Raw genomic sequence first — 833 nt, forward strand, 5'->3', positions numbered from 1 at the left:
GGGCTGACAGGCGAAAAGCTGCAGCAAGATCGACCCGAAGCGACCGTGTTTCGTCCGCAGTCAGCTCGGAGGGACGGGGATGGGCGTTCATGAACTCTCTCTCTCTGGCTGAGGTGTGCTTATATTGTGGGCGCGGATCGGCCGTCTCTGGTTGCAACAATTGCGCTATCCGACTAGGTTTGGAAGAGCTGAAAGTCTAATCCGGCATAAGCAAGAGGTTATGGTATTGCGTCGACATCTCCCTCCCCTTCGGCTTCTGTCGGCGTTTGAAGCCGTGGTACGTGCAGGCGGCGTCCAGAGCGCGGCGGCCGAGTTGAATGTCACGCAGCCCGCCGTCAGCCAGGCACTTCGGAATCTCGAGGACCACATCGGCACGAAGCTGCTCGATCGACGGATGCGTCCTGCGGCGTTGACAGACGCAGGCCGGGTTCTGCTTCACGCAGTTTCGGACGGAATGGACCGGATCGAGAGCGCGATCGGAAAGATTAGAGCCTTGGAGCGAATGGAACAAAACGTCGTTACCATCGCTTGCACTGTCTGTACCGGCACATATTGGCTGATGCCACGCTTGGCGACGTTCTACACTCGGCACCCTGACATTGTCGTACGGGTCGTACCAACATCCGGCACCCCGCGGTTTACGCCCGAAGCCGACCTGGTGATTCGTTATGGGGCGGGTAACTGGCTTGACGGCACATGCGAAGCTCTTTTCGATGAGCGCCTGGTTCCCGTCTGCAGCCCAAAGGCTGTTGAATGTGTCGGCTCTGGAAATTTCGCCGAAGCGACCCTCCTCCACGTTGAAACCGACGAGGAATTTTCACCCGGCTGGGACG

1 pseudogene (running past one end of the window) is annotated in these 833 nt (G+C 58.7%); it reads left to right on the forward strand.

Features of this window, described 5'->3' with window-relative positions:
- The first annotated feature begins 220 nt into the window (after positions 1-220).
- Positions 221-833, forward strand: a pseudogene (locus EOC06_RS04790) (LysR family transcriptional regulator); it runs 272 nt beyond the window's last position.

It is taken from the genome of Mesorhizobium sp. M7A.F.Ca.MR.362.00.0.0 (assembly GCF_004023175.1).
Lineage (GTDB): Bacteria > Pseudomonadota > Alphaproteobacteria > Rhizobiales > Rhizobiaceae > Mesorhizobium.